The organism is Haloarcula sp. CBA1115 (genome assembly GCF_000827835.1).
GTDB classification, from domain to species: domain Archaea; phylum Halobacteriota; class Halobacteria; order Halobacteriales; family Haloarculaceae; genus Haloarcula; species Haloarcula hispanica.
This window is the reverse complement of record NZ_CP010529.1, coordinates 2,196,398-2,221,834: the sequence shown is the minus strand read 5'-3', so window position 1 is coordinate 2,221,834 and position 25,437 is coordinate 2,196,398. Positions and strand designations below refer to the sequence as shown.

General features: G+C 65.4%; 29 protein-coding genes and 1 pseudogene. 14 read left to right on the top strand and 16 right to left on the bottom strand.

Features of this window, described 5'->3' with window-relative positions; translation table 11 throughout:
• Positions 1–33 precede the first annotated feature (33 nt).
• Entirely contained in the window at positions 34–921 is an 888-nt protein-coding gene (locus tag SG26_RS11100; RefSeq protein WP_050037593.1) for a Rieske 2Fe-2S domain-containing protein, read from the bottom strand.
• Between the two features lie 127 nt (positions 922–1,048).
• Positions 1,049–1,585, bottom strand: a complete 537-nt coding sequence (locus SG26_RS11095) for an HIT domain-containing protein (protein WP_050037592.1) — start codon at positions 1,583–1,585, stop codon at positions 1,049–1,051.
• 243 nt (positions 1,586–1,828) lie between these two features.
• Here SG26_RS11095 and SG26_RS11090 point away from each other — a divergent pair, with 243 nt between their 5' ends.
• Positions 1,829–2,026: a hypothetical protein gene (locus tag SG26_RS11090; RefSeq protein WP_004518623.1), complete on the top strand. Its 198-nt coding sequence runs from the start codon at positions 1,829–1,831 to the stop codon at positions 2,024–2,026.
• A 287-nt stretch (positions 2,027–2,313) separates the two neighbouring features.
• Here the strand turns inward: SG26_RS11090 and map are convergent, their stop codons facing one another.
• Together map and SG26_RS11080 are read right to left on the bottom strand one after the other, a co-directional pair.
• Entirely contained in the window at positions 2,314–3,210 is an 897-nt protein-coding gene (gene map, locus SG26_RS11085) for a type II methionyl aminopeptidase (protein ID WP_014039607.1), read from the bottom strand.
• A 43-nt stretch (positions 3,211–3,253) separates the two neighbouring features.
• Positions 3,254–4,096, bottom strand: a complete 843-nt coding sequence (locus SG26_RS11080; RefSeq protein WP_050037591.1) for an isoaspartyl peptidase/L-asparaginase — start codon at positions 4,094–4,096, stop codon at positions 3,254–3,256.
• 151 nt (positions 4,097–4,247) lie between these two features.
• Here SG26_RS11080 and icd point away from each other — a divergent pair, with 151 nt between their 5' ends.
• Positions 4,248–5,510, top strand: a complete 1,263-nt coding sequence (icd, locus tag SG26_RS11075) for an isocitrate dehydrogenase (NADP(+)) (RefSeq protein ID WP_014039605.1) — start codon at positions 4,248–4,250, stop codon at positions 5,508–5,510.
• 139 nt (positions 5,511–5,649) lie between these two features.
• Here the strand turns inward: icd and SG26_RS11070 are convergent, their stop codons facing one another.
• Entirely contained in the window at positions 5,650–5,877 is a 228-nt protein-coding gene (locus tag SG26_RS11070) for a hypothetical protein (protein ID WP_008310699.1), read from the bottom strand.
• 81 nt (positions 5,878–5,958) lie between these two features.
• On the opposite strand from SG26_RS11070, the gene SG26_RS11065 reads away from it, so the two are divergent.
• The gene (locus SG26_RS11065) at positions 5,959–6,183 is read left to right on the top strand and encodes a hypothetical protein (protein ID WP_014039604.1); all 225 of its coding nucleotides are present in this window, start codon (positions 5,959–5,961) and stop codon (positions 6,181–6,183) included.
• Between the two features lie 19 nt (positions 6,184–6,202).
• On the opposite strand, the gene SG26_RS11060 is transcribed toward SG26_RS11065, so the two are convergent.
• Positions 6,203–7,000 carry a hypothetical protein gene (locus tag SG26_RS11060; protein ID WP_050037590.1) on the bottom strand — a complete coding sequence of 266 codons (798 nt, stop codon included), beginning with the start codon at positions 6,998–7,000 and terminating at the stop codon, positions 6,203–6,205.
• Between the two features lie 37 nt (positions 7,001–7,037).
• On the bottom strand, positions 7,038–7,376 hold the full coding sequence (locus SG26_RS11055) for a cupin domain-containing protein (RefSeq protein ID WP_014039602.1): 339 nt from the start codon (positions 7,374–7,376) through the stop codon (positions 7,038–7,040).
• Between the two features lie 92 nt (positions 7,377–7,468).
• Between SG26_RS11055 and SG26_RS11050 the strand changes: the two genes are divergently transcribed.
• Complete coding sequence (locus tag SG26_RS11050; RefSeq protein WP_050037589.1) at positions 7,469–7,993, top strand: DUF5817 domain-containing protein; 525 nt, start codon at positions 7,469–7,471, stop codon at positions 7,991–7,993.
• The gene (locus SG26_RS11045; protein ID WP_050037588.1) at positions 7,990–8,343 is read left to right on the top strand and encodes a hypothetical protein; all 354 of its coding nucleotides are present in this window, start codon (positions 7,990–7,992) and stop codon (positions 8,341–8,343) included. Before SG26_RS11050 ends, SG26_RS11045 begins: the two co-directional genes overlap by 4 nt.
• Positions 8,344–8,364: 21 nt before the next feature.
• Here the strand turns inward: SG26_RS11045 and hmgA are convergent, their stop codons facing one another.
• Positions 8,365–9,582 carry a hydroxymethylglutaryl-CoA reductase (NADPH) gene (gene hmgA / locus SG26_RS11040; RefSeq protein WP_050037587.1) on the bottom strand — a complete coding sequence of 406 codons (1,218 nt, stop codon included), beginning with the start codon at positions 9,580–9,582 and terminating at the stop codon, positions 8,365–8,367.
• An 81-nt stretch (positions 9,583–9,663) separates the two neighbouring features.
• Between hmgA and SG26_RS11035 the strand changes: the two genes are divergently transcribed.
• The 4 genes and pseudogenes from SG26_RS11035 to nadC all read left to right on the top strand — a co-directional run bounded on the left by SG26_RS11035 (position 9,664) and on the right by nadC (position 14,906).
• Positions 9,664–11,160, top strand: coding sequence for an amidohydrolase (locus SG26_RS11035; protein WP_050037586.1), 1,497 nt, complete (start codon positions 9,664–9,666; stop codon positions 11,158–11,160).
• Between the two features lie 269 nt (positions 11,161–11,429).
• Entirely contained in the window at positions 11,430–12,557 is a 1,128-nt protein-coding gene (gene nadA, locus SG26_RS11030) for a quinolinate synthase NadA (protein ID WP_175055167.1), read from the top strand.
• A gap of 2 nt (positions 12,558–12,559) precedes the next feature.
• Entirely contained in the window at positions 12,560–14,086 is a 1,527-nt protein-coding gene (locus SG26_RS11025; protein WP_014039596.1) for an L-aspartate oxidase, read from the top strand.
• A pseudogene (gene nadC / locus SG26_RS11020) lies at positions 14,086–14,906 on the top strand (carboxylating nicotinate-nucleotide diphosphorylase). The gene SG26_RS11025 and the pseudogene nadC overlap by 1 nt, the downstream one beginning before the upstream one ends.
• A gap of 7 nt (positions 14,907–14,913) precedes the next feature.
• Here the strand turns inward: nadC and SG26_RS11015 are convergent.
• Both SG26_RS11015 and SG26_RS11010 read right to left on the bottom strand, forming a co-directional pair.
• Positions 14,914–15,405 (bottom strand): pyridoxamine 5'-phosphate oxidase family protein, encoded by a 492-nt coding sequence (locus SG26_RS11015; protein WP_023843134.1) that lies wholly within the window; start codon positions 15,403–15,405, stop codon positions 14,914–14,916.
• A gap of 90 nt (positions 15,406–15,495) precedes the next feature.
• On the bottom strand, positions 15,496–16,230 hold the full coding sequence (locus SG26_RS11010) for a bifunctional helix-turn-helix transcriptional regulator/GNAT family N-acetyltransferase (protein WP_050037584.1): 735 nt from the start codon (positions 16,228–16,230) through the stop codon (positions 15,496–15,498).
• 183 nt (positions 16,231–16,413) lie between these two features.
• Between SG26_RS11010 and SG26_RS11005 the strand changes: the two genes are divergently transcribed.
• On the top strand, positions 16,414–17,082 hold the full coding sequence (locus tag SG26_RS11005) for an RNA 2'-phosphotransferase (protein ID WP_050037583.1): 669 nt from the start codon (positions 16,414–16,416) through the stop codon (positions 17,080–17,082).
• A 17-nt stretch (positions 17,083–17,099) separates the two neighbouring features.
• On the opposite strand, the gene gpmI is transcribed toward SG26_RS11005, so the two are convergent.
• Positions 17,100–18,659, bottom strand: coding sequence for a 2,3-bisphosphoglycerate-independent phosphoglycerate mutase (gene gpmI, locus SG26_RS11000; RefSeq protein WP_050037582.1), 1,560 nt, complete (start codon positions 18,657–18,659; stop codon positions 17,100–17,102).
• 170 nt (positions 18,660–18,829) lie between these two features.
• Here gpmI and SG26_RS10995 point away from each other — a divergent pair, with 170 nt between their 5' ends.
• Both SG26_RS10995 and SG26_RS10990 read left to right on the top strand, forming a co-directional pair.
• Complete coding sequence (locus SG26_RS10995) at positions 18,830–19,222, top strand: hypothetical protein (protein WP_004593761.1); 393 nt, start codon at positions 18,830–18,832, stop codon at positions 19,220–19,222.
• Positions 19,223–19,277: 55 nt separating this feature from the next.
• Positions 19,278–20,528: a DNA double-strand break repair nuclease NurA gene (locus SG26_RS10990; RefSeq protein ID WP_050037581.1), complete on the top strand. Its 1,251-nt coding sequence runs from the start codon at positions 19,278–19,280 to the stop codon at positions 20,526–20,528.
• Between the two features lie 6 nt (positions 20,529–20,534).
• Here SG26_RS10990 and SG26_RS10985 read toward each other — a convergent pair whose 3' ends face one another.
• The 4 genes from SG26_RS10985 to SG26_RS10970 form a co-directional block, all read right to left on the bottom strand.
• Positions 20,535–20,837, bottom strand: a complete 303-nt coding sequence (locus tag SG26_RS10985; RefSeq protein ID WP_014039589.1) for a hypothetical protein — start codon at positions 20,835–20,837, stop codon at positions 20,535–20,537.
• Positions 20,837–21,187 (bottom strand): winged helix-turn-helix domain-containing protein, encoded by a 351-nt coding sequence (locus SG26_RS10980; protein WP_044951683.1) that lies wholly within the window; start codon positions 21,185–21,187, stop codon positions 20,837–20,839. Before SG26_RS10980 ends, SG26_RS10985 begins: the two co-directional genes overlap by 1 nt.
• 90 nt (positions 21,188–21,277) lie before the next feature.
• On the bottom strand, positions 21,278–21,613 hold the full coding sequence (locus SG26_RS10975) for a hypothetical protein (RefSeq protein ID WP_014039587.1): 336 nt from the start codon (positions 21,611–21,613) through the stop codon (positions 21,278–21,280).
• A gap of 43 nt (positions 21,614–21,656) precedes the next feature.
• Positions 21,657–22,448, bottom strand: coding sequence for an endonuclease/exonuclease/phosphatase family protein (locus SG26_RS10970; RefSeq protein ID WP_079980821.1), 792 nt, complete (start codon positions 22,446–22,448; stop codon positions 21,657–21,659).
• A gap of 87 nt (positions 22,449–22,535) precedes the next feature.
• Between SG26_RS10970 and SG26_RS10965 the strand changes: the two genes are divergently transcribed.
• Both SG26_RS10965 and SG26_RS10960 read left to right on the top strand, forming a co-directional pair.
• Complete coding sequence (locus SG26_RS10965) at positions 22,536–24,386, top strand: ATP-binding protein (RefSeq protein ID WP_050037580.1); 1,851 nt, start codon at positions 22,536–22,538, stop codon at positions 24,384–24,386.
• Positions 24,387–24,455: 69 nt separating this feature from the next.
• Entirely contained in the window at positions 24,456–24,887 is a 432-nt protein-coding gene (locus SG26_RS10960; RefSeq protein ID WP_014039584.1) for a universal stress protein, read from the top strand.
• A 2-nt stretch (positions 24,888–24,889) separates the two neighbouring features.
• Here the strand turns inward: SG26_RS10960 and SG26_RS10955 are convergent, their stop codons facing one another.
• Positions 24,890–25,333: a universal stress protein gene (locus tag SG26_RS10955; RefSeq protein WP_014039583.1), complete on the bottom strand. Its 444-nt coding sequence runs from the start codon at positions 25,331–25,333 to the stop codon at positions 24,890–24,892.
• Between the last annotated feature and the right edge of the window lie 104 nt (positions 25,334–25,437).

The window sequence follows — 25,437 nt, the reverse complement described above, 5'->3', positions numbered from 1 at the left end:
TCGGGCCGCCGTCAAAGCCGCTTCGACACTGAGCTATCCCTGTGGCCGAGGCCGCGACGCAAAAGTTGCCGTCGTCGGCGAGAACGGATCGTATACCGACTGGTGGCAGTTACAGTACACCTTGTCGGCAGCCTCGAACTTCGCGCTTCCGGGCATCGTCTTATACCCGGGATTACAGCAGAGGTGCGTACAGCGGTTCACCCATGCGATGAAATCCTTAGCAGTGGCCGCGTCCAGGAACTCGCGTATCTCACCGGCGAGGTCGGCATACTCGTCGTCACCGGCGACCATCTTCGAGACAGCAGGTGTCCGGAACACTTGCACCTGTATCTCTTTGACGTCCTCGCCCTGTGAACGCCAGGTCGCGACCGCTGGCTTGCCGAGACCGTCGCTACCGATATCGTTTCCCCAAGACTCGTAGTCCTCGAAGTGCTCGACACGGAGTTTATCTCCGTCATTCAGCTGTGATTGCCAGTCATATGCCGCCTTCGACCTGAGGAACCCGTCACGCTCGGGGTCTGGCTCGAGTCCCGCGGCGACTTCGAGCCCGCAGTACTGGAACCACTGCTGGGAATACGTCACGCCGCCCAACTCCGCTTTGGCGATACGGAAAGTATCACCGCCCGTGGTCACTTCCGAGACGGACGGCCACTTTCCGCGGAGTGCGCCATCGGATATCTCCAGCGGAACGAGCGGCATCGGTCGGTTCGCCGGGCCAGCGATGTTCTGGATGCCGATATAGGACACGGTACCACCACCGACACCGCCTTGGTCAGTCGCTGCGTCGACTGCGAAGCCGCCGACAGTCGTCACTCCCAACAATGCACTGGCACCGACCAGTCCTTTGACGAAGCGGCGGCGACCGGACGGGGCTGGGTACTTATCACGCTGGCCGTGATTTGGAGGGGCTTCTTGCGTCATGGGACCATACGACAGTTTGGCGTCTACTGAAAAAGGCCCACCCGATGCTTTTCAGCTACCGGAAATCGGCCGTTTCACCACAGTCCCACGGACGAAGACCGCGTCTCTGTCGGTACGGCCGGCCGAACTACTCGATTCGGACAGCCCCGTCGTCAGGAGCGGTTGTCCCGTCCTGTGATGCGAACGCAGCGTAGAGCCGGTCGTACGTCTCTTCGACGGCCTCGACGATGACTTTCGTGTCACTGATGACCGGCATGAAATTGGTGTCGCCGTTCCACCGCGGGACGACGTGAGTATGGAGGTGGTCGTCAATCGACCCGCCGGCCGCGGAGCCACCGAGGTTCAGCCCCGCGTTGAACGCGTCCGGGGACAGCGCCGTTTCGAGAGCATCGAAGGTCCGCTGTTTCAGTCGGGCGTGATCGAGCAGGGTTTCGTCGTCGAGGTCGCCGTACTCGCCGGTGTGGGTGTGGGGAATGACCATCACATGCCCGGGGTTGTAGGGGTAGTTGTTCAGGAGGACGAAGGCGTGGTCGCTTCGTGCCACGAGGTTGTTCGCCCGGTCGTCGTCCCCCGCTTGAAACGCACAGAACACGCAGTCGACATCGGGGTTCGTCTCCTCGCGTTCGACCCACTCGATGCGCCACGGCGCGAACACCTTGTCCATACCGCCAGTTGTCGACCCACCAGCAAAAACAACGTGACTGTTGCCGCAGAAGCTCTATATAAAAGTGTTGGCCGTTCACGGTCGTAGACCGGATTCTATAGCCTTAGATGGGCTTTTAAACATTCTCGTATTCTCTAAGGCAGCAATCCGAAAAAATCGGCCGCTGTCTGGCGATAAACAGTGCTGAACGGACCAGAACTGAAGGTGGTTTTTATACTCCGTACCCGGCTTGTATCAGGCGGGATGGCAGCGATAAACGACGGCGTTGACATGGCTGAACACTGTTCGACGTGTGACCGCGAGACACCGCACGCCGTGCGTGTCCAGATACAGACAGAGTCCGATAAACGCGAGAACGCGGCGTTCTCCCGAGAGCCGTATCGGGTCAGCGAGTGTCAGATCTGTGGTACAACCACGTCAACGCGGATGAACAACGCCTGACCATCCCACACACCCCACCCCCACCCCACCGTTTCCATACGCCACGCGGTCTTTGACTGCGTGGCCACACACCCCCCACCCCACCGTTTCCATACGCCACGCGGTCTCTGACTGCGTGGCCACACACCCCCCACCCCACCGTTTCCATACGCCGCGCGGTCTCTGACTGCGTGGCCACACCCCCCACCCATCACACCCTTTCACACCGGCCACAGAGAGATGTCGCTGTGGATGCTCAAGAAGCGGAGTCCGGTGTCAGTCCAGCGGGTTCGAAGCCGGTGTTCACGCTACCGCGAACGGGTCGTCACTTCACAGCCGTCCTCGGTGATGATAACGGTGTGTTCCTTCTGACTGACGTAGGCCCCGTCCTGCTCCTTAAGAACTGGATAACCGTGGACGATATCCTGCTGTTTCAGGCGGCGAAGCGCCATCTCCGCTCGCGGCGAATCGAGCCAGCGGGCCGCGAAGGGGAGGGTCCGATACTCCTCGGTAATCTGTTCGAGGACCTGTCGAGCCTGCCGGTTCCGAACTGACCCTTCCCGTTCGAGGGCGAAAATCTCCTCGTCGGCCCCTTCCTGCACCTTACCGCGGCCATCGGTGGCGAACGGCTCGATGGCGACCACGTCGCCCACGTCGAGCGTTGCACCCTGTGCCACCTCGCGGTTCGGGATGTTCGGAGACGTGTGCTGCTCCCAGTGGCCCAGTCCGTGGCCGGTGAGGTTCACGACGGGGTTGTAGCCGTACCCCTCGATGACCTCCTCGACGGCCGCGCCGATCTGGCCTACATCGACACCGGGGCCGGCAACGTCCAGCGCGGCGTCCAGGGCCTCGGCGGGCGCTTCGGCGAGTTCGTCCTGCCCGGAGAGGTCGACCGTCACGGCGGTGTCGGCGAGCCAGCCGTCGACGTGGACGCCGATGTCGAGGTTGACCATTTCCTCGCCGAAGGTTGCGTCGTCGTCGCGTTCGGGCGTGGCGTGGGCCGCCTCCTCGTCGATAGAGATGTTCACCGGGAACGCCGGCTTGCCGCCCAACTCCTTGATTTTGTCCTCGGCCCACTGGGCGACTTCGAGATGGGAGACGCCCACCTCGACGCGTTCGGCTGCCTCGTCACGTACCTGTGCTAGAATCTCGCCTGCTTCACGGCATTTCTCGTACTGCTCGGAATCGAAGTCCACGTCAGTCATGCACGGCGGTTAGTCGGTGGCGGGCAAAGGGGTTTCCCTCTGGCTATCGCCTCGCGGTCTGCATCGCGGCGGTGTTGCGTTCGGCTCCGGTGTGGCCGGCGTGGTCGAGGACGATTACGCCGGCGCGCCTGCCAGTAGCGTCCTCGAACGCCGCAATCGCCTCCTCGGCGGCCTGTCGCGGGCCGTACGTGTCGAGCAGTTCGACGGCGCGGCGGGCTAGGCCGAACCGGGCAATAGCCTCCCCTTCGCCGGTCGCGCTCGCGCCACCGCGGTCGTCCGCGTAGAAGCCAGCGCCGATCTGCGGTACGTCGCCGACCCGACCGGCCAGCGCGAACCAGCGCCCGGCGGTCGATGTCGCCGCCGCGAGCCGGCCCCCGTCGGTCGCGACCGCGCCGACGGTGTCAGTGCCGCTGAAATGCTCACGGACCCATTCAAGATGATCTGCGGGTCCGCCATCAGGAGGGTCAGCGGCCTCGTATCGCTGTCGTGTCTCCGCAGTCGTGAGGTCGCGACCGGTTTCGACACCCATGCCTGCCGCGAAATCGACGGCCTCGTCACCGGCCAGCAAGACGTGTGGCGTCTCGGTTCCCACACTGTGGGCCACATCGGTGGCGTGTACAACGCCAGACATTGCACACGCCGCCCCGACCTGGCCGGCGTCGGTCATCAGTCCAGCGTCGGTCCGGACCTCGCCGTCGCTCTGGACGGCCCCACCGACGCCGGCGTTGAACGCCGGATCGGATTCGAGCGGTCGAAGCGCGGCTAGCACTGCGTCCATCGGACCCTCCGCCGCCGTTGCCCGTTCAGCGGCGTCGGTGAGTGTTTCCTGCCGAGTGGCCGGTGACTCCGGTGGACTGCCCGCGCCGCCGTGGACGATGACGTGCATGCAACCCCGTTGACACACGAACGGCATATCACCTCCGGCTATGACGTTAGTGTCGTCCCGACGTTCGGTCGAAGCCCTTTCTTTACGGACTGTGTTACCATGTCTGAGGGAAAGCGGCACGCCTTTAGGGGCGACTGTCAATTGGCGGAATATGGGCTACGATTACGATAAAGTGGAGGTTCCCGACGAGGGACAGCAGATTCAGGTCACGGAGGACGACGAACTCGACGTTCCGGAGAACCCGATCATCCCCATCATCCACGGGGACGGTATCGGGACGGACGTCGGTCCGGCCGCACAGAAGGTGCTCGAAGCCGCCGCGAACGCCACCGGCCGTGACATCTCCTGGATGCGCGTCTACGCCGGCCAGTCCGCCCGGGACAAGTACGACGAGAACCTCCCTGACGACACCGTCGAGGCGATCAAGGAGTTCAACGTCGCTATCAAGGGGCCGCTGACGACGCCGGTCGGCGCCGGCTTCCGCTCGCTGAACGTCGCGCTCCGGAAGACGCTCGACCTCTACGCGAACGTCCGCCCGACCTACCACATCGAGGGCGTCCCGTCACCGGTCAAGGACCCCGAGGAGATGGACATGGTCACCTTCCGGGAGAACACCGAGGACGTCTACGCCGGCATCGAGTGGGAGGCCGGCACCGACGAAGTCGAGGAAGTCAAGGAGTTCGTCGAGGACGAGATGGACTTCGACGAGACCATCCACGACGGCCCGGTCGGCATCGGCGTCAAGCCGATCACCGAGTTCGGGACTAAGCGCCTCGTCCGCGAGGCCATCGACTACGCCCTCGAAGAGGACCGCGACTCCGTTACGCTGGTCCACAAGGGCAACATCATGAAGTTCACCGAGGGTGCCTTCCGCGACTGGGGCTACGAGGTCGCCGAAGAGGAGTACGGCGAGCACGTCATCACCGAGGACGAGCTGTGGGACGAGTACGACGGCGAAGCGCCCGAGGACGCGCTGGTCGTCAACGACCGCATCGCCGACAACATGCTCCAGCAGCTCCTGACCCGTACCGACGAGTACGACGTCATCGCGACGATGAACCTCAACGGGGACTACATGTCCGACGCCGCCGGCGCACAGATCGGCGGGCTCGGCATCGCCCCCGGTGCGAACTTCGGCTCGGCCCGCTGTCTCGCCGAACCGGTCCACGGCTCCGCGCCGAAGTACGCCGGCGAGGACAAGGTCAACCCAACCGCGATGATTCTCTCCGGCCGACTCATGCTCGAATACATGGGCTGGAAGGACGCCGGCCAGCTCGTTCGTGACGCCGTCGAGGAGACCATCTCCTCGGGCGACGTCACCTACGACCTCGAACGCCAGATCGAGGGCGGCAACAAGCTCGCCACCAGCGAGTTCGCCGAGAAGGTCGTCGAGAATATAGAGAAGCTCGCGTAAGCGAGTCGCGCTGATCACCCAAACTCTACATTTTTATTGCGCACAACAGCCGGGACTGGCGAGACGAGCGGTCGTGCTGTCGGGAGAACGGGGCCGTAGCTCGGGAGTCGTTTTATCGAGCGTATCCGTCAGAGAAGGGTTACTCCGTCAGCGGAAGGACCACACCGAACACGAGCGGTGAGAGGAGACCGACGAGAATACCGAGCATTTCCATGTCGACCAGCAGCGTGTCGCCCCAGGCGGGGAGCGTCCCGAGAACGGCGCTTCCGGCGACTTCCCCCGCGATGCCGAGGAGGAACAGCCCCGCCCCAAGCATGAACCCGCGCTTTGCGAGTGTCGCGTAGTCCGCGTTCCAGTTTTGGCTCATACAGGTCCGTTCTCGCGAGCCTACAAAGCTCTCTCGGATCGAAAGAGCTACAAGCGGGTTGACACTGATATCTGCGCATACATGGTTTCAGAATCGCTTCCGGAGCTACTTGAACTCCTTCTCTCGACGGTTCTCGCGGCCGGGCTAACTGTGGGAGGAGCACTCACCGAACAGGCCGCTCTCGCCGACCTGTCCGGCGGCATCTCCGCGTTCGCTGCGTGGGAAGTATATATGGGGCTGGTCCTCCTGTACGCCGGCTATATGCTCGCCTCCCGCCGAGTCCTGCCCGCGCTCGGTAGCGCCTGAATTCGTTCGTTGCGGGCGGTTATTCCTGAAGCGACCGCTGGGTCGTGTTCGCGACCCACACCGGCTGTGTCACTGTCGTAGACCCGACGTTTCGTAGCCGCAGGTATTGCGTGACACGGACCTGCTGGTCGCTCCGTTCGGCATCGAATGCCAGCCGAAGCGCCGAGACGGTACCGTCGTGACTGACGCGGAGCCGGACAGAGACATTGCGAGGGGCGCTCACGAACAGGGGTGTACTGAGCCTGTCAGGGTCCGTGAAACGGGTGCCGACGAGGACGACGCTGCCGTCGCTCCGGTCAGCAACGGAGAGATCGACGGCTTCCCCGATACCGCGTATCATCCGCCGCTCCGAGAGGTCTGAGACCGGGCCGTCGTCGCGGACAGTCCACTTGACCCGCTGGGGCCGGTTCGATCGCTCGTCGTACCGGGCCGCGACGATGGAGCCGTTGGTCCAGTAATCAATGCGGGTCGTAAAAGTGTTCAGTTCGGTGCCGTTCTGGCGGAACTGCCCGGCGTACGTCGTCTTGTTCGCCGCGACGTGGCGTGTGTGGTCGGACCGCCGGAGTACCGTCCCGTTGCTGTCGGTGACCCGCTGGCGGGAGACCAGCGTGTAGTTTGTCGTCGCGAGCGTCCGCGCGTGGGCGCTGGCCAGCACTGGCGGCACCACTGCCTCGTCGCTCACGCCCGGCGGATACCCGACCCCATCGGTCGGCACCGCTGCCGGCGTGACTGTTTCGGGGCTGTCCTGCTGGACGAAGCCCGAGCACCCGGCGAGTACGAGCGTGAGCGTCACGACAGCAGCCACTGCTCGCGTCATTGATTGCGCTACGGCCGCCGGCCCCAAACAGTTGTGGCTAGTCCTGCCAGTCCGGGTTCGATCTGGGCGGACTGAACACGTCGATACCCCGGACCGGTTCCTCGCCGTCGTTGCGCGCTTCGTGTGGCTCCTCACTCGGGACCACGTAGGAGTCCCCGGGGCCGATGACGTACTCCTCGCCGTTGACGTGGAAGGTAAAGGTCCCTTTCACAACGTAGCCGACCTGCTCGTGGCGGTGGCTGTGTTCCGGGACGGCCGCACCGGGGTCGATGTGGAACTGCTGGACGCTCATCTGCTCTCCGACCGCCAACTGTGTCAGGTGCACGCCGTCGACTGCTTCGACTGTCTCACAGGCCGCCTGTGGTACTTCTTCCATGCTCAGCTATGTCATGTCCACCGCACCTAAGCCTTCGTCCCCCGGCATCGGACGTCGGTGGATTCAGTACCGTCCGGCCCTGACAGAGAGGTATGTACGCGGTCGTCGGGTGTAGTGATTGCAGCGCGCTGTGGGTCACTGAGGGGCGACCGGAGACAACACAGTGCCCGCGGTGTGGCACGCGCCGCAAACACGAGAAGCGGCGGAAGTTCGTCGAAACGGACGACGAGGCCCACGCCCGTGAGGTCCGGGCGTCGATGCTGGCGAACCGGCAGGGGGAGGGTGACGCCTTCGCGGAGTTGGATTCCTACGCCGAAATGGAGCGGCAGGTCGACGACGCGGGCGTGGACGACGAGACGTATCTCGAAGATTCGGGGGTGGACACCGACGCCGTGTCGGCGGCTGCCGACCGCGCCGAGCAAGGGGCGACAAGAGGGTCGAGCCGTAAGGAGACGGTCACGAACGCGCTCCGGAACCTCGACGAGCCGACCGAGGACGACATCGTGGCCTACGCCGAGGAACGCGGCGTCCCGGCGTCGTACACCCGGAAGGCACTGACAAAGCTGGTTCGTGCCGGCAAGGCATCGGAGAGTCGGGGGCAGTACCGGCTGCTATGACCGCGACGTTAGATCTGGAGCGCGGCCCGGTCGCGGTCGGAGTTCTTGTCGGTCTCTCGGGACTGCTGTTTCTCCTCACACCGGTCGTTGACCCCGTCGCAGTCGGCTCACTGCAGGTGAGCACCGTCGCGCTCTCGGCGGTCGTTCTCACGCTCGGGTTCGCGCTGGGTACAGCCGTGTTCGCCCGGCGGGGCCAGCGGCTGTTCGCCATCGCACACGGTGTCTTCGCCGTCGCGTGGGCGTTGCTGGTGTTGGGTCCACTGCTTGGGCAGGAAGCACTCCTGCTCGCCGGCGTCGTCGTGCTGGTGGCCGGAGCGGGATTTCTGGTGAGTCAGCGCCGGCAGCGGTAGCGCACTGACACAGGAGCGGCGCTACCGCCCGAGGTCAGCGTGCGCCGAGGAGAGGTGGCGCGAGGACAGCGCCGCAAGCAAAGAGAGTTCGCCGGCCAGCGCGCCGGCGGCAATAACTTCGGCGAGCGCGTCGGCGTTGCTCCCGGCGGGGTCGCCGCCACCGCTGTACCCCAGCACGTCCAGCGCTTCGGACTGGGTTGGCAGGCCCGTCCCGCCGCCGACGGTCCCGACTTCCAGCGATGCGATGGTGACCGAGGCGTACAGGCCGTCCTCGCGGGCGTCGACCGTCGTGATAGCGTTGCTCCCTTCGACCACCTGCGCGATGTCCTGCCCGAGCGCGAGGAAGGCGGCGGCGACGACGTTGGCAGCGTGGGCGTTGAACCCCAGCGCGCCGGCCTTCGCCGAGCCGACGAGGTTCTTGCGGGTGTTGGCCTCGACGATAGCGTCGGAAGTCGTATCGAGTCGCTCCTCCACCTGCTCGTGGGGGATGAGCACGTCCGCGGCGACGGTCCGGCCGCGGCCCTCAACGGCGTTGATGGCGGCGGGCTTCTTATCCGAACAGAGGTTGCCCGACAGCGCCACGAGGTCGGCCGGGGTTTCGGACTCGACAACGTCGCAGGCCGCCTCCGTCGCGATGGTGGCCATGTTCATCCCCATCGCATCCTTGGTGTCGTAGGAGAACCGCAGGAAGACGCTGTCGCCGACGACGTAGGGTGTCACGTCCTGCAGTTCGCCGTGGCTGGTCGTCGACTCGGCGGCATCGGCGAGTACGTCGACGTGTTCGCGGACCCAGGCCGACACCTCACCCGCCTCGGCCACGTCTTCGACGCGGAACACCGGGGCGCGGGTCATCCCGGATTTGAGCACGCGAGCGGTTGCACCGCCGGCGTTGCGAATCGTCGAGACGCCGCGGTTGACGGAGGCCAGCAGCGCGCCCTCGCTGGTCGCCAGCGGGAGGTGGTGGTCGCCCTCGGCGGCCCCGCCGTCGACGGGCAGCGGGCCGACCACACCCATCGGGACCTGCGCCGCGCCGACCATGTTCTCGATGTTGCTCTCGGCGTCGGCAGCGTCGAAGGTGTAGTCGCCGACCGCTGAGAGGTCCGCGCCGGTCTCCTCGGCCAGCAGGTGTCTACGGGCCGCCGCCGCAGTGTCGGGGTCGGCGTGGTCTTCCAGTTCGTAGAGCCGCAACTCACCGTCACGAACGCGCTCCGCGAGCGCCGTAGCGTCGGAGTCGGTCATACTGACCGGTGTGGCTTCGGGACTCCTAACAGTTGCTCTTGGCAGGCCAAGCGTTTTGCAGTCGCCGCGCCCGGAGTCTGTATGGTCGACCGCGTATTCACGAACTGTGAGGTGCGGCCGCTGTCCGGCGACGGTCCGGCATCGGCGGTCGCAGTGACGAACGGAACTGTCACAGCCGTCGGCGACCCGGATGACCTCTCGACCGCGGGTGCCGAGACCGTCGACTGTCGCGGTGGCGTGCTGTTGCCCGGCTTCGTCGACGCCCACACGCATCTTGACATCGTCGGCCGGCGTGCGGTCGAAGCCGACCTCGCCGGGGCGGACAGCCCGGACAACTGCATCGACCGGCTGCTGGCGGCCGACGACGGCGAGGACTGGGTTCTGGGCTTTGGCTACGACGAGAGCGACTGGGACGGAGACCTGTTGCAGGCGGCGACGCTGGACCGGGTGAGCGCTGAGCGTCCGGTCGCGGCCGCACGCGAAGATATCCACACGGTGTCGGTGAACCACGCCGCGCTGGACGTACTGGATCTGCCCGACAACGGTGTCCGCACCGAGGACGGCGCGCCGACCGGTGTGCTCGTCGAGGAAGCCGCTGAGGCCGTCTTCGACGCCATCGCGCCCGACTACACACAGACACGGGAGTATCTGCTGGCTGCACAGGAGGTGGCGCTCTCGGAAGGAATTACCGCCGTCCACGACATGGTGCGGCAGTCTCACGCCCCGCGGGTGTACCGCGACCTAGACACCGAGGACGCACTCTCCCTGCGAGTGCGGCTCAACTACTGGGCAGACCACCTCGACGCAGTCAGGGAGCTTGGCCTGGTGACGAACCACGGGAGCGACCGAGTGCAAACGGGCGCGATCAAGACGTACATCGACGGGTCGCTCGGGGCCGGCACCGCGCGGCTCCGGGAGCCGTACGCCGACAGCGACAGCGTCGGCGAGTGGCGAACGGACCCAGATGCCCTCCGGGAACTCGTGTCAGCGGTCGACGACGCGGGCCTCCAGTTCGCCGCTCACGCCATCGGCGACGCGGCTATCGACGCGCTGCTTTCGGCTATCGAATCAGTCGACGCCGCGGACGAGCGCCATCGCGTCGAACACGCCGAGGTGCTCACCGGCGACCTGGCGGAGCGACTGGCGGCGTCGCCACTGGTCGTTTCGGCGCAGCCGAACTTCCACCGCTGGGCGGTGCCGGGCGGCCTGTACGACGAGCGACTCGGCGAGCGCCGCGCGCTGACGAACCGGTTCCGCGACCTCGTGGATGCCGGCGCACAACTGGCCTTCGGGAGCGACTGTATGCCGCTTTCCCCGCTGTATGGCGTCCAGCAGGCCGTCACCGCGCCGGAGTCGAACCAGCGCCTGACAGTCGACGAGGCGCTCCGAGCGTACACCAGCGGTGCCGCGTACGCGGGCTTCGACGAGGACCGGATGGGCACGATTACGCCGGGATCGGTTGCGGATTTCGCCGTGCTATCGGCCTCTCCGTGGAGCGTACCGGATGGTGATATCTCGGACGTAGCCGTCACGCTGACCGTCAGCGACGGCGAGGTCGTGTTCGATTCCGGCGAGTAAGTCCGACAGACGGCAGTATCGACGCGTCACGTTTCCTGTTTCTCGGTAACAAACAACATAATTCGACAGTACGGGATATAGAAGCAGTTAGATCGCCAAACCCGGATATAAAACCCGATAGGCCACCAACACCTGAAACAGAACTGTAGTTACCTCCAATATCAGGTATACAATTTCCTTGCCCACCAACCCTCGACTTTGAAGATAAAATCTTTTCACGAAGGAGTTCTGAAGTGTGAGTACCGACAGGTGGATACATCGTGCCCGAAATGGAAACCGCCGCGTTCGAGACGGACCTCAGCCTCTTCAAGTACGACAACCTCGAGCAACTCCCGCCGGCGTACCGGGACCTCGAGGCGGACGAGCGGACCGAGCGCATCGAGAGCGCGCTCGATACCCTCGGCGACGACGTGGTCATCCTCGGCCACAACTACCAGCGCCGGGAGATCGTCGAACACGCCGACTTCATCGGCGATTCCTACCAGCTCTCGAAGGAGGCCGCCGAGTCCGACGCCGACTACGTGATTTTCGGCGGCGTGACGTTCATGGCCGAATCCGCGGACATCATCACGGACGACGACCAGTCCGTGATCCTCCCGTCGATGGAGGCGTCCTGCCCGATGGCGGGCATGGCCGAGGCGCTGCAGGTCGACGCCGCGTGGGCAGAACTGACCGCGGCGCTCGACAACGACGAAGAGATTATCCCCATCACGTACATGAACAGCTACGCCGACCTGAAGGCCTTCTGTGCCGAGCAGGGCGGCCTGGTGTGTACGTCCTCCAACGCCCACAAGGCCTTCGAGTACGCCTTCGAGAAGGGCGACAAAGTACTCTTCCTGCCCGACAAGCACCTCGGCGAGAACACGGCCCACCGGCTCGGCATGGCCGACGAAACCGTCGAGTGGGACCCGTGGGACGCCGAGGGCACCGACGCCGCTGACGCCGTCGAAAACGACGTCATTCTCTGGGAGGGGTACTGTCAGGTTCACGAACGCTTCCGCGAGCACCACATCGAATCGATCCGCGAGGACTACCCCGACGCGAACGTCATCGTTCACCCCGAGTGTCGCCGCGAGGTCGTCGAGGCCGCCGACGTGGCCGGCTCTACGTCGACTATCTGTGAGTCCGTCGCCGAGGCTGATCCCGGCGAAACGTGGGCCATCGGCACCGAGATTCACCTCACCCACCACCTCCAGCGGTGGCACCCCGAGGTGGATGTCGTCCCGCTGTGTGGCGACGCCTGCATGGACTGCAATGCCATGCGCCAGATCGACCCGAACTACCTCGCGTGGGTGCTTGAGGAACTGGTCGAAGGTCGCGAGCGCAACGTCATCGAGGTCGCGCCCGAGGAGAAGGAACTGGCACAGGTCGCGATGGACCGAATGCTGGAGATCTAACCATGACGGACGACCCGATTACGACGGACGTGCTGGTCGTCGGCTCCGGCATCGCCGGGCTGGCGGCGGCGCTCGCCGCGGCCCGTGAAGGCGACGACGTGACGCTCGCCACGAAGGCGACCCGTCCGGAAGGCTCCTCATCCTGGTGGGCTCAGGGCGGCATCGCCATCTCCCGAGATACGCCCGAAGAATTCAAAGACGACATCATGGCCGCCTCCGACGGCACCGCCGACCCCGACGCCGTCGATGTGCTGGTCGAGAATGCCAACGAGGCCGTCGAGGACGTGCTGCTTGAGACCTTGGACGTCGAGTTCGACCAGAACGGCTCGGGCCACGACTTCACCCGCGAGGCCGCCCACAGCGAAGACCGCATCCTCCACGTCGATGCCTCCACGGGCAAACACATCCACGTCCCGTTCCTGAACTACATCGACGACCACGACGGCGTGGAGATTCTGGACGACACCGCCGCGCTCGAACTCATCCGTCACGAGGGCCGTGTCCACGGCGCGATGCTCGAATCCGACGGCGAGGTCGACCCGTACTTCGCCGGCAGCGTCGTGCTGGCGACGGGCGGTATCGGCGACCTCTACCCGCGGACGACGAACCCCGACAACACCACTGGGGACGGCATCGGGATGGCCGCACTCGCCGGGGCCGAGGTCGAGGACATGGAGTACGTGCAGTTCCACCCGACGGCGTGCGTACTCGAAGGTAATTCCGGTAGCGCTGAGGTCGCCTTCCTCGTCAGCGAGGCCGTCCGCGGCGAGGGCGGCCTGCTACGCAACGACAAGGGCGAGCGGTTCATGCCCGACTACCACGCGGACGCCGAACTCGCGCCCCGCGACGTGGTGGCCCGGGCAGTCAAGGCGGAGCGAGAGGCGACCGGTGAGGTGACGCTGGATGTCTCGCCGCTTGACTTCGCCGAAGAGTTCCCGAACCTCGCAGACCGCTGTAAAGAGCACGGCATCGACTGGACAGACGGCATTCCGGTCGCGCCCGCCGAGCACTTCCTCTGTGGCGGCATCAACGTCGACGACCGCGGCCGGACGACGCTGGACCGACTGTACGCCGTCGGCGAATGCTCCCGGACCGGCGTCCACGGCGCGAACCGCCTCGCCAGCACCTCCCTGCTCGAAGGGCTGGTCTGGGGTCTACGCGCCGGCGAAGACGCCGCCGGGGCCGAACCCGAACCAATCGAAGCGCCGGAACTGCTCGAACGCGACCCGGACCTGCCCGAGCGGTTCGCCCGCGACAAGTTCCAGCGGCTGACCCGCGTAATGGACGAGAACGTCGGCGTCGAGCGCGACCCGGCCGACCTCCAGCGGGCGATGGCCGTCCTCCGCCGGCTCAAGGGCGAGGTCGACGCCTACGTCCGCACGCGGACCAGTCGCTCGCTGTACGAACTCCGCCACGCCAGCGTCACCGCCCTGTTGATCGCGCGCCACGCCGCCGAGAACGAGGAGAGCGTCGGCACGCACAATCTCGTGGATGCGAGCGAGGAACCACCGGAGTCCACGGCTGACTGATGCTCGCCGACAGCGACATCGAGCGGTGGCTCCGCGAGGACGTGGGCCACCACGACGTGACCAACGACGTGCCCGGCACGACCGAGGGCGACTGGTAGCGAAAGAGTCCGGCGTCGTCGCCGGCCTTGACGCCGCCACCGCGGTGTTCGAGTATCTGGACTGTGCGGTTGAGACACCGGTCGACTCGGGGGCGGCCATCGACGCCGGCGACGTAGTGCTTCGCGTCGACGGCCCCGCGCAGTCGGTCCTCCGCGGCGAGCGCGTCGCCGTGAACATCACCGGCCATGCCTCGGGCGTGGCGACGAAGACACGGGCCGCCGTCGATGCGGCGGAATCGGCTGCGACAGATTCCACCCCTCGTATCGCCGGCACGCGCAAGACGACTCCCGGCCTGCGCGGCATCGAGAAGCGGGCGGTAGCGGCCGGCGGCGGCGACACCCATCGACTGGACCTCTCGCACATGGTGATGGTCAAGGACAACCACATCGCCGAGATGGGACTGGTCGACGCCATCGAGCACTTCCGCGAGCGGGCCTCCTTCGCGACGAAACTCGACGTCGAGGTCGAAGCTCCGGAGGACGCCCCGCGGGCCGCCGAGGCCGGCGCGGACATCGTCCTGCTCGACAACATGTCCCCCGCGGAAACTGAGCGGGCCGTCGACAGAGTGGCAGCGTCTACTTCCGGCGCGCTCACCGAGGCTAGCGGCGGTATCACAGTTGCGGACGTGCCGGCCTACGCCGAAACGGGCGTGGACATCATCTCGATGGGGTCGCTGACCCACTCCGCGCCGACGCTGGATTTCTCTTTCCGCACGGGCTAGGTACCGGTCAATCCGGCCCGCTCGTCGAGAATTCGGTTCTGAGTTCCGGCGGGAGTTCGAGTTGCTTGATACCAACCCGGTCGTCGATCCGGAACCGATACAGCGCTGTGGCTTCCGTCTCGGCCGCCCGTTCGAACACGTCGGGCGTCCAGGAAGTGTCTATCTGTTCTTCGATTGCCCTGCGTTCGTCGTCAGGGACTCGTTCGATGGTCCCCGTCAGCAGGACGCTGCGCCAGTTGAACGTCGTTTCGACGTCGTAGATGAGAAACCGGGCAACGTCCGCGTGGTCGCTTGCCGTCACTTTCCGGCTGTCGGCACCGAGAACGTAGACGAAGTAGAGCGCGGACTCGCCGTCGTACCAGAAACCAAGCGGGCGCAGTAGCGGCGCGGAATCGGTCGGGACGCCAAGCACGCCAATGCTCTTCCGTTCGAGGGTCTTTTCGATGTCCTCGACGTTCATCCGGAGCATTCCGTAGTCTTCTAGTTCGGTAACTGTCATGTCATCACTTGTCGGTAGATAATCATAAAGCCATAGGGCGCTAGCCCCGGGTTCTCCGCTCACAAGGGTAGCCCTTGCCGTCAGTCCGTCTCAGTCCAGCCGGCGCGCCAGCATCACCTCGTCGACCAGTTCGCCGTCGATCTCGTAGTGGCCATCGCGGACAGCCTCGACCGTCCAGCCGGTCTCCTTCAGGAAGTCGATGGCCCGCTCGTTTGTGGCCGGCAGGCTGTTGTACACCTTTCGACAGCCGCGGCTCGCGGCCCATTCGACCCCGCGGTGGAGCAGGTGGCTGCCGATACCGTGGCGGCGGTACGTCTCCATTACTCCGAGCGTGAGTTCGGCCGTCGACGCGAGTTCGGCCACCTCGGACATGGCGACGTGGACCCAGCCGACGACGTCGTCGTCGACCGTGGCGACGAAGACGACGCGACAGCGATTGGGACCCCAGCGGACGAGCGTGTCCTCGTAGGCCAGTTGCTCGGCGACACCGGCCGCGATGATGTACGGTGCCTCGCTGGTCACGTCGTGTATCGTGCCGACGACGCCGGAGAGGTCCGACGGCCGGGAAGGTCGTATCTCGTAGCTGACGCCGGCCTCGTAGTGTTCGGCCGTCTCGCCGTGGTGGAGCGCCACGGTCAGCTTCCCGTCCTCGGTGGACTCGATGAGGTCGTCCCGTTTGAGAATGGAGACATGGTGCTGGAACCGCTCGGGATCGACGCTGATGGCTTCGGCCACCTCGGCGGGCGCGACGGGGCCGTTCCGCTCCACGAACCGATACACGTCGGACCGCTCACCGCCGAGTTCGAGGTCTGTTGGGGACGGCATTTCGCTATGGCTCACTGATGCCTGTATCCACTTGAAAATTCCCGAGAAGTTAGTCTGAGAGCTTATGTCGACTTGCCAGCAGCGATGCCGTGGCCGCCGGTGAAAGCGTCTGGCAGCTGTCGATACGCGGGCCGTCGTCACGTCCGCGTGACGCTTTTGTATGGTCGTGGCTCATTCTCGACCATGCCAGACGCGGTCCGTCGCTGTTCCGAGGACGGCTTTTTCGAGGGGGATGCGTGCCCGGTCTGTGACAGAGAGGGGACCCTCGTTCTCGACGGCGAACGGCGGCGACAGCTCTCGAAATTCACCTCGGGAGCGCTCAGACACTTTCCCGAAGACGCAGGCATCGAGGTAGACGAAGCGGGGTGGACGGCGTTCGCGTCCCTCCAGGCCGCAGTCGAGCGGAAGTACGACTGGGCCGACGGCGAGGCGCTGGCTGGAGTCATCGCCACGGACCCGAAAGGGCGGTTCGAGCGGACAGGAACCAGTGACGAGTCAAGTACAGTGGCCGCTGGCGGCCGCGTTCGGGCGGCCTACGGGCACTCTGTCGACGTAACCTTGGATGCGACCGACGACCCCATCCCGGCGACGCTGTATCACGGAACTGCCCCGCGAAACGTCGCCTCGATACGCGACGCGGGACTGAAGCCGATGGGGCGACAGACGGTCCACCTCTCGGACTCCGTCGCGGCGGCCCGCGAGGTGGGGCGTCGCCACGCCGCCGACCCCGTCGTGTTCGTCGTCGACGCCGCGGCGATGCAAGCCGACGACCGCCGAATCGTCAAGCGCGGGACCGAGACGTACACGACTGACCGCGTGCCGCCGCAGTACCTCTCGCTGCTGGAAAAATAGCGCGATTGCGCCGCCGCCTACTCGACAAGCGGCGTGCCGGTCATCGCCTCCGGCTGGTCGATGCCCATGAGCATGAGCATCGTCGGCGCGAGGTCGGCCAGCGTCCCGCCGTCGCGGGCGGTCCGGCCACTGGCGGTCCCGTCGGCGGCGAGATAGATGAACGGGACGGGGTTGGTCGTGTGGGCTGTGTGCGGGTCGTCTTCGGTCCCCATATCGTCGGCGTTACCGTGGTCGGCGCAGATGAGGACGTGGCCGCCGGCGGCCCCAATCGCCGCGACCAGCCGGCCGAGCTGTTCGTCGACGGCCTCGACGGCAGTCACCGCCGCGTCGAAGTCGCCGGTGTGGCCGACCATGTCGGGGTTGGCGAAGTTCAGGACCATCGCGCTGGGGTCCTCAGTCTCGATGAACTCGATAGCGGTGTCGGCCAGTTCCGGCGCGCTCATCTCTGGCTGGAGGTCGTAGGTCGCCACGTCAGGGCTATCGACGATTTCGCGGCTCTCGCCGTCGAACGCGACCTCACGGCCGCCGTTGAGGAAGTAGGTGACGTGGGGGTACTTCTCCGTTTCGGCCAGCCGGATCTGTGTCTTCCCGGCTTCAGAAAGCACCTCGCCGAGTACGTCCTCGGGCTGGTTCGGCGGGAAGGCGACCGGCAGGTCGAACGTCTCGTCGTACTGCGTCATCGTCACCAGTCGGGTGTCCGGCGGTTCGGTGTCGGCCCCCCAGTCGTCCGGGCGGATGTCGCCGAGCATCCGGGTGAGTTGTCGGGCGCGGTCCGAGCGGAAGTTGAAGAAGATGACCGCGTCGCCGTCTTCGAGACCGGCGTGGTCGCCGACGGTCGTCGGCTCGATAAACTCGTCCGTGGTGTCGCGGGCGTAGGACTCCGTAGCGGCCGTGACGGCGTCATCCGCGTGGTGGTCGCCCTCGCGGTGGACGATGGCGTCGTAGGCCCGACGGGTCCGCTCCCAGTTCTGGTCGCGGTCCATCGCGTAGTAGCGCCCGCAGACGGTGGCGACGTGGCCAGTTCCGTGCGCCTCGGCGTGGGCTTCGAGGTCGGTGAGGTAGTCCTCGCCGCCGGTCGGCGAGGTGTCGCGGCCGTCGGTGAAAGCGTGCGAGACGGCGTCAGTCCCACGCTCGCCAGCGAGTTCGATGAGCGCGTGGAGGTGGTCCTGATAGGAGTGGACGCCGCCGTCCGACACGAGGCCCATGAAGTGGACCCGACCGCCGTGGTCCTCGGCGTGCTCGAAGGCCGACAGAATCGTTTCGTTCTCGAAGAATGGCGGGTCCTGTGCGGCGTCATCGGGCGGCGACTCGCCCCGGGAGCGCGCGATACTATCGCTGACGCGAGCGGAGTCCTGCTTGACGACGCGGCCGGCCCCGATGTTGAGGTGGCCGACCTCGGAGTTGCCCATCTGGCCCTCCGGGAGGCCGACCCGGCGGCCGTGGGTGGCAAGCGTCGACGCTGCGCCCGCGTCTCGGTAGCGGTCGAAGTTCGGCGTGTCGGCGGCGGCGACGGCATCCCGGACATCGTCGTCCGGATTCAGGCCCCAGCCGTCTAAGATGATAAGTCCGACGTCCATACCCGGTGGGTCACGCGACCGGCCTAATACACTGTCGGTCAGTCCCGAACGTGACGGTCGATAATGCGAAATTCGGCGGCTCTGGTGTCGGTACTCCATGTCGCTACTCCGCTATCGCTGCCGGTATCGGGAACCCTGAAATTAAGAGGGTGGCCCGCCTTCGGTCTGGCATGACTCGGAACATTCTCTCGGACGATCTGGCCGACGCAATCGTCACGACAGCCCGGACAGCGACGGGTGACTCGCTCCGTTCAGTGACGTATTTCACGCGTGCGAACTTCGAGCAACTCTACCTGCGGGAGGACCTTGAACAGGACGCCGACCTCAACGACTTCGTGGGCCACGAATGGCAGGGGTACAAGCAAACGAAAAACGCATATCAGGAGTCCGAACTGGGCGACTACCGCTTCACCGTCCGCGCGTTCTCTAACGGCTACCTCCTGCGGGCGACGACCGAGCGCCAGGGCGTGCTCATCACCACGGACGGCCTGACGATGCAGTCCTACGAGGAGATCGCCGAGGCCATCGAACGCCTGCTCCGCGAGGAGTCGGGCAAGGAGTAACCACCGAATCGGCAGGTGACCAAAGGGTTATCCCCGTCCCCGCGAACGCACGGGCATGACGCTGGACCCGGTCCACGTCGACGGCATCGCCAAGCTCGCCGGGCAGGTGCGCGAGACCGTCGAGACGAGCGACCAGGAGGCGGCCGCCGAGGAAGTCTGGGACAGTTTTCTCGACCCGCTGTGGCAGGACGGGACGAAGATTCTGGAACCGCTAGACGAACAGCGCCGCCGGAAGGTTCCCATCGAGGACATCGCGCTGGCGGACCCGCCGTTTCCAACCCAGCACGGCCTGGATTCGGGGACTATCAATCCCACGACATTCAAGAACGGACTGGTGCTGGACGTGGCGCAGGCGGCGATGGGCAGCGTGCCATCCGACGTCGAACTGCATCGCGGCCGGACGATCATCATGGCCGTCCACTCGAACGACGCGACGCTGGGGTTCGACGGCGACTGGCAGGGCGGGGACCGCGGCTACGCCAAGCGGCGCGTCCTCGACGTGCCCCAGGTCGACCGCTACGAGCAGCGGGTCGTCCACGCGCTGGCACTGTACCTCGCGGAGAGCCAGCACGCGCTGACAAACGCCGACGTGGTCGAGGACCTGTTCATTCTCGACGGGCCGATCTACCCGACCGGCGTGCTCCGCTGGGCCGACCGCGACACCGAACTGGCCGACCTACTCGCGGAGGACGACCGGCCCAAGACGGTGGTGAACAACTACGTCGACCTCGTCGAACGGTTCGTCGAGCGGGACGTCCCGATGGTGGGGTTCATCAAGAACTCCTCAACGAAGGCCCTCACGCGGGCGCTCCGGCGCAAGACAAACGCGCCGTGGGTGAACGACACCGCCTTCTTCCGCCGAATCCTGGAGCGTCGCGACGACGATGGTGAGCGGCAGACCGACTGTCTCACCGCGACGAACTGGTTCCGTTCGCGGGGCGGCACCGACGGCATCATGGCCGCCGACGGCGACGCGCTGGGCATTGAGCGGTCGCTCGACCCCGAGGCCTACGAGGTGACGTTTTTCGTTCTCTACGACCCGCGCTCGGACCTCGTGTTCCGCGTCGAGGCCCCGTACGCGTTCACCAAAGACCCGGAGTGTCGGGCCAAACTCACACGGCAGATACTCCACGACGTGGCCCGGGAACAGGGGCCGCCGCTGGCTATCGGGAAGGCTGACGAACTCGCCAAAATCGACCGCCAGGGCAGCGAGGAACTCACCCGCCGCATCGAGCGGACCTTCGAGACCGACCGCGAGCGGGAGTTCAACGATATCCGGTGGGGAGCCGTCGAAGAATCGTTCTGAAGCGTGCTATCCGCGGCGGGCCAGAACGATGGCGTACAGGAGGACGAGGAGCCCGACGAGTTCTGTGATAGTGCCCGGAAGGGGAAACACCACTCGCGGGAAGACCTGCACGGCACCAAGGGTAACGAGGTACGAGACGAAGGTGAGGAGGCTGATTCCGACGGCCAGCGCGAGCATGGAGCGGGTCCGCTGTCGACGGTAGCCGACGAGCGCCAATGCAGCAATGAGCAGCCCGACCCCCGTCTGTGCGAGGTGGAAAGCAGTGTTCACGGTAACCCACGTTTCGGCGGAGAGGCCGGCAACGTCCATCAGAGCCCCTCCCAGAGATCCACCAGCGCGTCGGCGAACTCGTGTGTCGTCGATTCGACGGAGAGGCTGACATCGAAGGTCCCGTCGGTGAGACACACGGTGAGTTCGTCCATCTGTGCCTCGTACACGTCTACATGGTGCCCATCGTCCGCGATTTGCGTTCGAGCGGCGACGAGGCCGCAGTCCTCGAGGGCGTCGAGGCGGCGATACACGGTCGAGAGTGACATGTCGCAGTCGTTGCTGAGTTCAGTTGCAGTCATCGGTCTGTGACTCGTGGCTGCAAGGAGCGCGCGAGCGTAGTCATCGTCGAGGAGGGCGAACACCTCGGTCGGGGACGGGTCCTCGGCCACGCGCAGTGGGTTCACCCGTCACATTGGTATAACTCACTGGTCGTTCGCTGACTCAGAAAACGGACGGTCGATTACAGCGGACCTGTGCAGCTACGCCGTCTCAGCTTGCTGCACCGTCACGTCAACGGTCTCGCCAGCCACGCCGAGCCGGGCGAACTGCGTTCTGACGTGTTCCTTGGCCGCGTCGATGGCCGCATCGCGCGTCTCGAAGCCGCGGGGCATCGGGGACTCGAAAGCAATCCGGATCTCGCGGTCGCCGATAGACTGGACCTGACCGCCGCTTTCGACCTCGTAGAAGGCGTCACAGAGCCAGACGTAGGGCGTCCCCTCGTCCGGCGCGCCGTTGAACTCGGGCGGCTCCTCGCCCGGTTCGTACAGCGTCCCGGTCAGCGCCGTCCCGCCTGCTGTCCCCCGAATAAGCAACATAGCCCACTGTAGGGGCCACACAGGCAAAAGATTCTCCCCCAGGTCAGGGCTCGCAGTCGACCACGACAGGCAGGTGGTCGGAGCCGTAGTGGTCGTCGTCGCGGTCGGCGATGACCGCTCTGGTGTCGACGGCCACGTCCTCGCTGACGAACACATGGTCGATCCCCATCTCGGGGAGCAGAGCGTGGAAATCGGTCCGGCTCGTCGTCGGGCCGTGAGTGACGGTCGCTGTGTCGCGGGCGTCGACGAGCGTGCGGCCGTCCGGGAGTTCGTGGCCCTCGGCCCGCTCGTAGGCCGGCTCGCCGACGACACAGTTGAAATCGCCGGTCACGACTGCGGGGGCCTCGCGGGCGATGGAATCGAGGTGGTCAAGCACCAGTTCGATACCCTCGACACGCGCGTCAGCCCCCTGATGGTCCAGATGCGTGTTCAGACACAGGAGGTCATCGTCGGTGTCGCGGTCACGAAGGCGGGCCCAGGTCGCTACGCGGGGGTAGGCGGCGTCCCAGCCGACGCTGCTCGGCTCGGCGGGCTGTTCGGAGAGCCAGAACGTGTTCGTGGCCGCACAGTCGAAGCGCTCGGCCCGGTAGCCGATGGCCGTGTGCTCCCCGCCGGCATCGACGGATTCCCGTGGGTCACCGACCCACTCGTAGCCGTCCAGCAACACCTCTAGCTCCCGGAGCTGGTGTGCCATCGCTTCCTGAACCCCGATAATATCGGGGTTGTGGTACTGGATTATCCCCGCCACCAGCCGCCGCCTGTGAGGCCACCCGTCTACCCCATCCCCGGCGGTGTCGTACCGCACATTGAAAGACATCACCCGCGTCGGCTTCATATGCGTTCGTTGACAGCCATCCGGGTAAGGTTTCACATTCATGCTGCTGGGGAAAGGTGTTAATCCCCGGCTACCCTGGAGTGGGGTATGTCCGACCTCGGGGATTTCACTGATTTCGACGGCGACGATGCGGCGGCCGACGACGAGGCCGCCGATTCTGCCGAGACGACCGACGACAGCGACCGGGCTGTCGACGCGTCGGGGAGCACCGACCCGACAACACAATCGACAGACGACGACTTCGAAGATATGGACGTGACACCGGCCGGCACAGACACCGGCCTCGGTGTCCTCTCGGCGGCGAACGGCCTCCGAATCAGCGAGGAAGCGGAGGAAACGGTCCTCCGGGCGTACGTCACCGCGCGGAACCGCTCGCGTCTGCGCATCGGCACGTATCTACTCGTCCCATACCCAGGCGGTGAGCGCCTGTTCTGTCGCATCAAGGCCCTGGAGTACGCACAGGAGTTCCACGCCGACGACGCGACCGAAATCCACGCCCGGCGAGCGATGCGCGAGCGGGGCATCGACGAGCGGGATTTCAAATTCATCGCCGAGCTTGAGCCGGTTGCAGTGCTGTACAGCGACGGTGGCGAACTCAAGCGGCGGATGACTGACCGGGTGCCCAAACCCGAAACCGTCGTCCGGGAGGCCACCGACAAATCCGAGATCAAGACCGGCCTGAAGATTCCCGAGGACGGCGTCTTCCTGGGCCATCTCGCCGTCGGCGGCGAGAAGGTCCGAACGGCCGCCGAACCACCGACCATCGACTACCGGCTGAAAGACGACTACGACGCCGGCGACCCGCTCGTGTTCCGCCACACCCTCGTCGCCGGCGGGACCGGCTCCGGGAAGACCCACAGTTCCAAGAACGTCCTGCGGCAGTATCTCGGCCGGACCTACGAGATGGGCGACGGCCGCACGCCCGAACTCGCCGTCGTCCAGTTCGACCCCCAGGACGAGTACGCCCAGATGCACGACGACAACCCCGCGATGACCGACGAGTTTGAGCGCCGCTGCGAGCGGGAGGGCGTCGCCTACGGCGGGCACGACGACACTATCGCCTTCGTTCCGAAGGTGGCCGGGGCCGACTACAACGCCAGCCACCACCGCGCCGAGCAGGTGGAGTTCACCATCCCGTTCTCGCTCGTCCACGACAACCCCTGGCTCATCGCCGGGTCCAGCCTGAACGACAACCAGTACGGCGCGCTGGTGAACACGCTGCTCCCGCGGTTCGAGCGCGAATACGGCGAGAGTGGGACGTACAGCGACTTCCGGACCTTCCTCGGGGACCCCGCACTCAAGGAGGAACTGGACGAGGCGGGCGACGTGCACGAGGCCACGTTCGACGCCGTCAAGCGCCGCGTTCAGGGCTTCGGCGCAGTCTTCGACCAGGACGCCCGCCCCATCACCGACCAGATATCGCAGTTCGTCCGCGACGGCGGGCTGACGGTCATCCCGACGTACCACATCACGGACTCCCGGACCGCATCGACCATCGTGCTGGCCGTCTCCAGCCTGCTCATCGATCAGAAGCTCTCGAACGACCCGGACTACGACCGCATCAAGGAGACGCCGCTCGTGCTCGGGATGGACGAGGCCCACAACTTCCTCACCGACGCCGACAGCGTCCAGGGCCGCAAGGTCATCGGGAAGTTCACCGAGGCCGCCAAACAGGGCCGGAAGGAGCGCCTCGGCCTGTACCTCATCACGCAGGACCCCCAGGACATCGCCGACCCGGTGTTCAAGCAGATCAACACGACGATGGTGCTCAATCTCGGCGACGAAGACGCCATCTCGGCGGTAAACATTCCCAGCAACCTCGAATCGAAGGTTCCCTATATGGAGAAGGGCCAGCGGGTCGTCTACTCGCCGGATAACTCCGAACCGGTCGAACTGATCGGTCTGTCGACGTGTGTGACCCGTCACGGGCGAGACTGACAAACCGACGGCCCGCTCACCGATTGCAGCGGGCCGAAGATTCAAACCGGCCCCAGCGGAAGTGGGCATATGGCAAAGCGAATCCTCGTTCCGGTCGACAGTTCAGATCAAGCAACAGTAGCCTGTGAATTCGCGGCCGAGGAGTATCCGGACGCGACGGTCGTTCTCCTGCACGTCATCAACCCCGCAGAGGCCGGCTACAGCGCGGAGGCCTCGATTCCATCCTTCTCCGAGGAGTGGTACGAAAAACAGAAAGCCACAGCGGAGGACCTGCTCGACGAACTCGAAGCTGAAGTGGCCGAGTCCGGTGTCGAGTCCGTCGAACGCGTCATCGAGGTCGGGCGACCGACGAAGGTCATCGTGGAGTACGCGGACGAACACGACATCAACCAGATCGTCATGGGAAGCCACGGCCGCTCGGGGATGTCCCGCATCCTGCTGGGCAGCGTCGCCGAAATCGTCGTCAGACGAGCGTCCGTCCCCGTAACCGTCGTCAGATAGTGCTACGGGTGCCGGACGATATGGACGTCGTACTCGGGGTCTTCCGACACCGGTGAGCCGACACTACAGACCGGTGTCGACACCCGTCCGGCGTTCTCACTGCCGATAAACACGATTGAGGCCCCCGCTTCGTGAGCGACTTCTCTGATGGTCCGGGTGATGTCCGTCGTCGTCGATGCCATCGAGCTCACGTCTTCCGGGACCTCGTAGCGGAACGACGCCGTCGGGGCGACCGACTCGGCTTGCTCTCGCATTCGGTCGGCGACGGTCCCAGTATCGAACACCTCGTCCGCATCGATCCAGCCGCGTTCCCGCGCGTACGCCGCATCGTCCGGGATAACGGACAGCACAGTGATGTCCTCGTCGCGATAGTCCGCGAACTCCATCGCCCGCGTTAGCGCGGCTTTCGACAGGTCCGAACCGTCGAAGGGCACGAGTAGTACCATATCCCTCCTGTCGCCCGGTTGTGATTTATTGGTTCCGCAAGCTGGCGCGATTTGAGTGGAATCGTGTTGGAATCGACACATCGCAGTCCTGCGGTAAGCCGAGC